Annotated in this window: 5 protein-coding genes, 1 tRNA gene, 2 rRNA genes and 2 pseudogenes (1 of these 10 only partly in view); 5 read left to right on the top strand and 5 right to left on the bottom strand. The window is 61.5% G+C overall.

Annotated features, from left to right (window positions below; genetic code table 11):
- From E3U26_RS07915 to E3U26_RS07905, 3 genes are all read left to right on the top strand, one after another.
- Nucleotides 1-2,147, top strand: a 23S ribosomal RNA gene (locus tag E3U26_RS07915) (it extends 700 nt beyond the left edge of the window).
- 139 nt (nt 2,148-2,286) lie between these two features.
- A 5S ribosomal RNA gene (gene rrf, locus E3U26_RS07910) occupies nt 2,287-2,401 on the top strand.
- 61 nt (nt 2,402-2,462) lie between these two features.
- A tRNA-Met gene (locus tag E3U26_RS07905) sits at nt 2,463-2,539 on the top strand.
- On the opposite strand, the gene E3U26_RS07900 is transcribed toward E3U26_RS07905, so the two are convergent.
- Nucleotides 2,496-3,242, bottom strand: a complete 747-nt coding sequence (locus E3U26_RS07900) for a recombinase zinc ribbon domain-containing protein (RefSeq protein WP_499105789.1) — start codon at nt 3,240-3,242, stop codon at nt 2,496-2,498. The two genes, E3U26_RS07905 and E3U26_RS07900, sit on opposite strands and share 44 nt — an antisense overlap.
- 196 nt (nt 3,243-3,438) lie before the next feature.
- A protein-coding gene (locus E3U26_RS07895; RefSeq protein ID WP_114537220.1) for an IS3-like element ISPfe1 family transposase occupies nt 3,439-4,592 on the bottom strand; the annotation gives its coding sequence in 2 pieces (ribosomal slippage) (nt 3,439-4,346 and nt 4,346-4,592; 1,155 coding nt in all).
- Here E3U26_RS07895 and E3U26_RS07890 point away from each other — a divergent pair.
- Both E3U26_RS07890 and E3U26_RS07885 read left to right on the top strand, forming a co-directional pair.
- Nucleotides 4,591-5,028 (top strand): annotated as a pseudogene (locus E3U26_RS07890) (IS21 family transposase); the annotation flags it as partial. The gene E3U26_RS07895 and the pseudogene E3U26_RS07890 overlap by 2 nt on opposite strands.
- Nucleotides 4,961-5,482, top strand: a pseudogene (locus tag E3U26_RS07885) (ATP-binding protein); the annotation flags it as partial. The pseudogenes E3U26_RS07890 and E3U26_RS07885, both read left to right, overlap by 68 nt.
- A 129-nt stretch (nt 5,483-5,611) precedes the next feature.
- Here E3U26_RS07885 and istB read toward each other — a convergent pair.
- The 3 genes from istB to E3U26_RS07870 all read right to left on the bottom strand — a co-directional run bounded on the left by istB (nt 5,612) and on the right by E3U26_RS07870 (nt 8,500).
- Nucleotides 5,612-6,340 (bottom strand): IS21-like element ISPkr1 family helper ATPase IstB, encoded by a 729-nt coding sequence (gene istB / locus E3U26_RS07880; protein WP_024843951.1) that lies wholly within the window; start codon nt 6,338-6,340, stop codon nt 5,612-5,614.
- Entirely contained in the window at nt 6,270-7,838 is a 1,569-nt protein-coding gene (gene istA / locus E3U26_RS07875; protein ID WP_028717560.1) for an IS21 family transposase, read from the bottom strand. Before istA ends, istB begins: the two co-directional genes overlap by 71 nt.
- Nucleotides 7,839-7,912: 74 nt before the next feature.
- Nucleotides 7,913-8,500: a chromate resistance protein ChrB domain-containing protein gene (locus E3U26_RS07870; RefSeq protein ID WP_499104719.1), complete on the bottom strand. Its 588-nt coding sequence runs from the start codon at nt 8,498-8,500 to the stop codon at nt 7,913-7,915.
- Nucleotides 8,501-8,655: the final 155 nt, after the last annotated feature.

Genomic DNA, 8,655 nt, shown 5'->3' with positions numbered 1-8,655 from the left:
CAGATGATCTAGGCATGAGCAGGCTGAAGGTTGGGTAACACCAACTGGAGGGCCGAACCCACACCTGTTGAAAAAGGTCGGGATGACTTGTGCCTAGGGGTGAAAGGCCAATCAAATCTGGAGATAGCTGGTTCTCCGCGAAAGCTATTTAGGTAGCGCCTCGGACGAATGCCCACGGGGGTAGAGCACTGCATGGATGATGGGGGCCCACAGCCTTACTGAGTCTAAGCAAACTCCGAATACCGTGGAGCACTATCCGGGAGACACACGGCGGGTGCTAACGTCCGTCGTGGAGAGGGAAACAACCCTGACCAACAGCTAAGGCCCCCAATTCGTGGCTAAGTGGGAAAGCATGTGAGACTTCCAAAACAACCAGGAGGTTGGCTTAGAAGCAGCCATCCTTTAAAGATAGCGTAACAGCTCACTGGTCTAGTCAAGAGGTCTTGCGGCGAAGATGTAACGGGGCTCAAGCCACGAGCCGAAGCTTTGGGTGTGCATTTATGCACGCGGTAGCGGAGCGTTCCGTGATATAAGCTCTTGCCTTTTCTATCCTGTCTCCCTTGCAAGAGGGAGGGATAGCGGAGGCGCGAGCTTTACTGTGAAGCCGGGCCGTAAGGCATCCGGTGGAGTGATCGGAAGCGAGAATGTTGACATGAGTAGCGACAAACAGGGTGAGAGACCCTGTCGCCGAAAGTCCAAGGGTTCCTGCTTAAAGCTAATCTGAGCAGGGTAAGCCGGCCCCTAAGGCGAGGCCGAAAGGCGTAGTCGATGGGAACCAGGTTAATATTCCTGGGCCAGGAGATGGTGACGGATCGCAGGTGTAGTTCCTCCTTATCGGATTGGAGGGGCTGCTGAGCGGTTCCTGGAAATAGCCCTCCACAAGACCGTACCCTAAACCGACACAGGTGGACTGGTAGAGAATACCAAGGCGCTTGAGAGAACCACATTTAAGGAACTCGGCAAAATACCTCCGTAAGTTCGCGAGAAGGAGGCCCCGTTGGCAGGCAACTGTCGGCGGGGGGCACAAACCAGGGGGTGGCGACTGTTTACTAAAAACACAGGGCTCTGCGAAGCCGTAAGGCGACGTATAGGGTCTGACGCCTGCCCGGTGCCGGAAGGTTAAAAGGAGAGGTGCAAGCCTTGAATTGAAGCCCCGGTAAACGGCGGCCGTAACTATAACGGTCCTAAGGTAGCGAAATTCCTTGTCGGGTAAGTTCCGACCTGCACGAATGGCGTAACGACTTCCCCGCTGTCTCAAATGTGGACTCAGCGAAATTGAATTGTCTGTGAAGATGCAGACTTCCCGCGGTTAGACGGAAAGACCCCATGCACCTTTACTATAGCTTCGCACTGGCATCAGGATTGCGATGTGCAGGATAGGTGGTAGGCATTGAGCCCGGGACGCCAGTTCCGGTGGAGCCATCCTTGAGATACCACCCTTCGCACTCTTGATGTCTAACCGCGGCCCGTTATCCGGGTCCGGGACCCTGCGTGGTGGGTAGTTTGACTGGGGCGGTCGCCTCCCAAAGAGTAACGGAGGCGCGCGAAGGTTGGCTCAGAGCGGTCGGAAATCGCTCGTCGAGTGCAATGGCAGAAGCCAGCCTGACTGCAAGACTGACAAGTCGAGCAGAGACGAAAGTCGGCCATAGTGATCCGGTGGTCCCGAGTGGAAGGGCCATCGCTCAACGGATAAAAGGTACGCTGGGGATAACAGGCTGATGATGCCCAAGAGTCCATATCGACGGCATCGTTTGGCACCTCGATGTCGGCTCATCTCATCCTGGGGCTGGAGCAGGTCCCAAGGGTATGGCTGTTCGCCATTTAAAGAGGTACGTGAGCTGGGTTTAGAACGTCGTGAGACAGTTCGGTCCCTATCTGCCGTGGGTGTAGGATACTTGAGAGGAGTTGCCCCTAGTACGAGAGGACCGGGGTGAACGTTCCACTGGTGGACCAGTTATCGTGCCAACGGTAGTGCTGGGTAGCTATGAACGGACAGGATAAACGCTGAAGGCATCTAAGCGTGAAGCCCCCCTCAAAACAAGGTATCCCTTGAGAGCCGTGGAAGACCACCACGTCGATAGGCCGGAGATGTAAGCGCAGCAATGCGTTCAGTTGACCGGTACTAATCGCTCGATAGGCTTGATTTGATCCGGAAGAAGACAGACCAGCTTGTCAAGGACAAGCAGCCCGCCTTCTTCCAAAAGCATCCTTGGACAATGTCTTCCCGATCCCGAAGCGGCGAAAGCCCGAAGGGAAGCGGAAACGCCGATCTCGCTCCTTTTCCGGTCTGGTGGCTTTAGCACGAGCAAAACACCCGATCCCATCCCGAACTCGGCCGTTAAGTGCCGTCGCGCCAATGGTACTGCGTCAAAAGACGTGGGAGAGTAGGTCACCGCCAGACCTGAAAAGAAGCGAAAATCTCTCGGAACGAAAAAGCACCGCAAACCACGCGATGCAAATGGCGCGGGGTAGAGCAGCCCGGTAGCTCGTCAGGCTCATAACCTGAAGGTCGCAGGTTCAAATCCTGCCCCCGCAACCATCTTTACTTGCGCCCCCGCTGCATCCGCCGCGGGGTTTTTGCGTTGCGCCGAAAGCGTAAGGATTCCGGCAAGATCGCCCTGAACGTCGATCTCGATCCGATCCTCCCCCGGCGTCAGCACGATCCGGTCGATCAGCGAGCGGATGATCTCCGCCGCCTCGATGCGCTGCGTCTCGTCGTCGCTCTGCAGCGTCTCGTAGAGCTGCTGCACCCGCGCCCGGTATTGCAGCGCCATCGAGGGATGCAGCAGGGGCGGGGGCTCGTCGGTACTGGCCAGGAAATCCTGCAGCTCCGCCTTGCGGGCGCGCAGCTTGTCGCCGCGCTCCTTCACCGCCTCGATCGAGATGGCGTCCCGCATGTAGAGATCCATCAGCTTCTCCTCCTCGCGGGCGATCCGCTTCAGTTCCGCCTCGGCCTTGTCGATGCCGGCGCCGCTTTCCATGCGCAGCCGGTTGGTCTCCCTCGTATAGGCGTCGCAGAACTCGGCGAAGAGGTCGGGGTCGACGAGACGGGTGCGCAGGGCGTTCAGCACCCGCGATTCCAGTTCGTCGCGGCGGATGTTCATCCGGTTGCCGCAGGTGCCCTTGTTGCGCGCCGTCGAGCAGCCGATCAGGTCCTTCGAGATCGCCGAATAGCCTCCGCCGCAGCAGGCGCACTTTGTCAGCCCCGAGAACAGGTATTTGGGGCGGCGGCGATGATTCACCGTGCGGACGTCGGCGACGCCGCGCGCGTCGCGGGCGGCGGTATTGTCCTTCTGGCGCGCCTTCACCGCTTGCCAGAGGCCGTCGTCGAGGATGCGCAGTTCCGGCACCTCCTGAATGACCCATTCCTCTTCCGGATTGAGCCGGGCCTGGCGCTTGCCGGTATCGGGATTGACCTGCCCCCCGGTCGTCCCTCGTTCATAACGAGAGTCCTTGGGGTTGATATTGGTTGGTTTCGGGTGTGGCAAGCGCGCCGGGCGCGGAGCCCTCAGATTGCTCAAGCGCTCGGCGCGCGTCGGACGGGGTCTTGTTGCCCAGCGAGGAATGGGGCCTGACGTTGTTGTAGTCGTAGCGCCAGAGGGCCAGTTTGCGGCGGGCATCAGCCAGGCTGTCGAAGATTTCCTCGTTCAGGCATTCGTCGCGCAGGCTGCCGTTGAAGCTTTCGATGTAGCCATTCTGCTGCGGCTTGCCCGGGTCGATGTAGTGCCATTCGACGCCGTTCGCGTTGGCCCATTTCAGGATGGCCTTGCTGGTGAACTCGGTTCCGTTGTCGCTGACGATGCAAGCGGGCTTGCCGTAAATCCTGACCAGCGCATCCAGTTCCCGTGCCACCCGAGCCCCAGAGATGCTCGTGTCAGCGATCAACGCCAGGTTCTCGCGGCAGCAATCGTCGTTCACAGCCAGAATGCGGAACTTGCGGCAGGCCCCGAACGTGTCGGACAGGAAGTCTAACGACCACCGCTGGTTTGGCCTCAACGGCGCTGGTATTGGCGTCCGGCTACCTCGTGCCCTCTTGCGGCCACGCCTGCGGCGCACCGACAGGCCCTCTTCCCGGTAGATGCGATAGAGCTTCTTCTCGTTCATGATCATGCCCTTGCGCTCCAGCAGGATGCCCACGCGCCGGTAGCCGAACCGCCGGCGCTTCTCGGCAATCTTGTGCATCTCCTCACGGATTTCCGGGTTGTCGGGTGGCCTGTCACGCCGCACCGTCTTCGGATCGACACCGATCAGGACACAGGCCCGACGCTGAGAGATCGGATGATCCTTCATCGCCCGCAGCACCGCGTCCCGCCGTTGCACCGGTGTCGTCAGGGCTTTCCCAAGAGATCCTTCAGAACCACGTTGTCCAGCATGGCATCGGCCAGAAGGCGCTTCAGCTTCGCGTTCTCGTCCTCGAGCTGCTTCAGCCGCTTGGCGTCCGACAGGTCCATCCCGCCATACTTCGCCTTGAGCTTGTAGAACGTCGCGGGGCTCAACCCGTGCTTCCGGCAAAGCTCGGAAGTCGGCAAACCCGCCTCCTGCTCCTTGATCATCCCGATAATCTGCGCCTCGGTGAACCGGCTTTTCCTCATGTCGTCTGCTCCTTCTCAGGTTGGGCAGACTCTACATCACAGCGAGGGAACTTCCGGGGGGCAGGTCACGGAGTTCACCTATAGCCGGACGGTTCAGCCACGCCCGAAGCTGGGCGCCTGGCTTGAGGAACTGAGCCGGCTGTTGGCGATCAACGCGGCTCGTGGGCGCCGGGAACGCCTGACGCTGATCCAGATCTACGAGGAACTGCGCGGCCTTGGCTATGAAGGCGGGTATGATGCGGTCCGCCGCTACGCCTCGGTCTGGGCGCGCACTCAAAGCTCCGGTGCCTCGTCCGCCTTCGTGCCGCTGAGTTTTGCCCCCGGCGAAGCCTATCAATTCGACTGGAGCCACGAGGTTGTCCTGATCGATGGGGCAACCACCACGATCAAGGTGGCGCATGGGCGAACTGAAGCTCTACGGCATGCGCGCCGCCTACGACGAACTCATGGCGGTGGCTGTGCGCCGTCAGCATGAACCCCGCCAGATCGTTGGTGATCTTTTGGCCGCCGAGATCAACGAGAAGAAGGCGCGGTCGGTCAAATACCAGATCACCACCGCCAAGCTGCCCTATGCCCGGGAGATCGAGGAGTTCACCTTCGATGATACGCCGATCAACGAGACGCTGGTGCGCGATCTGACCAGCGGGGAATTCCTCAGCCAGCAGCGCAATGTCGTGCTGGTTGGTGGCACCGGGACCGGCAAGACCCATATCTCCGTGGCGATCGCGCGAGCCGTCATCCGCAACGGCGCCCGGGGCCGCTTCTTCAATGTTGTGGATCTCGTGAACAGGCTGGAGGCCGAGGTCCGTGCAGGGCGGGCGGGCCGCCTGGCCGAACATCTCATGCGACTCGACTTCGTCATCCTCGATGAACTCGGCTACCTGCCATTTGTCAATCGGCACGCAACTTTGACCCCCTTTCGGCGCCCAATAATGACCCCGCTTGGTCAGCACGGGTAGCTGGCCCGATGCGGTGTAGCCTCCATACAGCGCAACCGGATCGGGCCAGCGGCGTCTCGGTCATTCCCGCGTCTTGAAGCGCCAGCTCTCGTTGCCGGTCTCGACGATGTCACAGTGATGGGTCAGTCGGTCGAGGAGCGCCGTTGTCATCTTCGCGTCTCCGAAGACGGTCGGCCATTCGCCGAAGTCGAGGTTCGTCGTCACGATGATCGAGGTGCGTTCGTAAAGGCGACTGATGAGGTGGAACAGGAGCTGGCCACCCGTCTGGGCGAACGGCAGATATCCCAACTCGTCGAGGATCAGGAAGTCGAGGCGGCACAGGAGATCCGCAGTGCGTCCCTGTCGGTCGGCGCGGGCTTCGGCGTCCAGCTTGTTCACCAGGTCCACGACGTTGAAGAAGCGGCCGCGCTTGCCACGGCGGATGCAGGCCCGGGCGATGCTGACGGCAAGGTGGGATTTGCCGGTCCCGGTGCCGCCGATGAGGACGACGTTACGCTGATGCTCGAGGAACTCTCCGGAGGCCAGATCGCGCACCAGCGTTTCGTTTACGGGCGTGTCTTCGAAGCTGAACTCGTCGACTTCCTTGGCCAAGGGCAGCTTGGCGATGGTCATCTGGTATTTGATCGAGCGAGCTTGTTTCTCGCTGATCTCGGCGTTCAGCAGGTCGCCCACGATTTGCTGCGGTTCGTGCTGTCGCTTCACCGCCGTGGCGATGATCTCATCGTAGGCGGCCTTCATGCCGTAGAGCTTCAACTGGCCCATCGCGTCCAGCACCTGTGATCTTTCCATGGCGGGGTCTCCTGAGGCTGTCGTAGCGTTTGCAGTCGGCCACGGGCTCGCAGGTCAGGCGCAACGCGTCCGGCGTGGCGATGGTCAACGGAGGTGGTGGCTCGCGATGTCGGGCCAGGATGTTCAGAACGACCGATGCCGCCGGGGCGCCTTCGGTCAGGGCCTCGACGCAGGCAGCCTCGACGGCTTCCAGTCCATCCGTTGGGATCATGCTCAGGATCTGGACCATCTGACGGTCACCGTTCGGCACGCGCCCCAGCTTACGCTGGACGCGTCGTATCGCCGGCGGCAGTTCCCATTCCTTGAAGGGAGCGCCGTTTCGAAGGGCGCCGGGCTTGCGGGCCAGCACCGGGATGTAGTGCAGCGGGTCATAGATGGCCTTGTCGCGCCCGAAGGCGCGGTCGTGCCGGCCGACGATCTTGCCGTCCTGCCAGACCTCGACCCGCTCGGCATAGGCGCGGATCTCGACCGGACGGCCGACGGCGCGACCATCGACCGAGTAGCGGTTCTTGTCGAACCTAACGAGGCAGGTCTTGGACACCGAGGCCGGCACGGCATGGAATCCGTCGAAAGGGCCGACGTAGGGCACCAGGCTCGCCCGCTCATCCTGGAACACGTCCCAGATTGTCCGATCACGCAATTCCTGGTGCGGATGGGCCTTGGCCCAGGCAATACAGCGATCCTGAAGCCAGGCGTTGAGTTCCGCGTAGCTCTTGAAGCGCGGCCGCGGCACGAAGAACCGCCGCCGGACAACGCCAACCTGGTTCTCTACTTGTCCCTTCTCCCAGCCGGACGCGGGGGTGCAGGCGACGGGATCGACAAGGTAGTGTCCGCACATCTGCTGGAACCGGCGATTATACGCGCGGTCGCGGCCGACGAAGATCGTGTCCACCGCCGTCTTCATGTTGTCGTAGATCCCACGCGCACAGGCGCCGCCGAAGAAGGCAAAGGCCTTGTCATGGGCATCGAACACCATTTCCTGCGTCTCTCGCGGGTAGGCCCGGACGAACAGCATCCGGCTATGACAAAGCCGGACGTGAGCCACCTTCACCGTGGTGGTCACGCCGTCGATCAGAACGACCTCGTGACTCCAGTCGAACTGGTAGGCTTCACCCGGATCGAAGCTCAGTGGCACATAGGCGGCGGCTGACGCTTCCTGCTCCGCCTGCGACCACGAAGCCGCATAGCGTCGGACCGCGTCGTAGCCGCCGTCATATCCGAGGGCCCTGAGCTCTTCGAAAATCCGGATGCGGGTCAGCCGCTCGCGCTTCGGCTTGCGCGCATTCGCCGCCAGCATCTCGTCGAGCTTGCCTTTCCAGGGACCGATCTTCGGCTGCGGTTGGACGGTTCGCTCGTAAGTCATCTCCGTTGCGCCGGACCGGATCACCTTCCGAACCGTGTTCCGCGATACCCGCAGCTCTCGGCAGATATGCTTGATCGACTTCTTGTCCTGGAAATACGCCCGGCGGATCTTCGCAATCGTCTCCACAACCAGCATCCCACACTGTGCCCCCCGATAGCCTCGGAGGCATCATGACCATCAGCGTAAGGGGGGTCATTTTTGGAAGCCGATTACCCCGTTACGGGGTCAATTTTGCACGCCGGTTCACAGCGATGGCTCCAGAACACGCCTTCGACATCGAAGGGCATGGCGCCGAACCGCTCGGCCACTGCGGGCACCTCGGCCGGGGCGACGAACAGAAACACCGCCCGTGGATCGATGAAGCGCCGGATCAGCCAGGGGCAGGCGATGCGATCGATCTTGGGCCGCGCCCGTGTGACCCACAGGCTGCGGCCCTGCGGATCATGGCCGGTGATCCTTGTGGTCGTGACGAGTGGCAGGCCGGCGGCGAGCCATGCCGCCATGCCTCCCTCCAGATACTCGGCTGCGACCCCTTCATGGCGCAGCCAGGCGGCGACGCCCTGACTGCGCCCGTGTCCCTCGGCGCATAGGACCACCACCGGACGATCCAGGCTGCGGGCCAGTTCCGAAAGCGCCGCAGGGGTGATTTCATCCTCAGCCAGCCATCGGGCGGAGGGGATGAGACGGGGTTCGGCGTCTCTCGCATCCGCCCGGCGCACGTCGACGACGACGGGGCATCGTGCGGTGCCGATCAGCTTGGCGAGCTTGTCGCAGGTTATGGCGTCAGGCGCAGGCATCTGCGTTCCCTCCATTGAGTGAGTTGTCGGAATGGAACGCGAACTTCGGCTGGCGCCTCGTGGGGCGTCGCAAGACCCCATGCCGGAAAATTCCGACGGCGACGATGGAATGTCAAGACGGTTGCCCGGTTCAGACCCGGTTCGGTCGCCCTTTA

Origin of the sequence: Paracoccus ferrooxidans, from assembly GCF_029909815.1 — a bacterium.
In the GTDB taxonomy this organism is placed as follows: Bacteria; Pseudomonadota; Alphaproteobacteria; order Rhodobacterales; family Rhodobacteraceae; genus Paracoccus; species Paracoccus versutus.
This window is presented reverse-complemented; position numbering and strand designations above follow the sequence as displayed.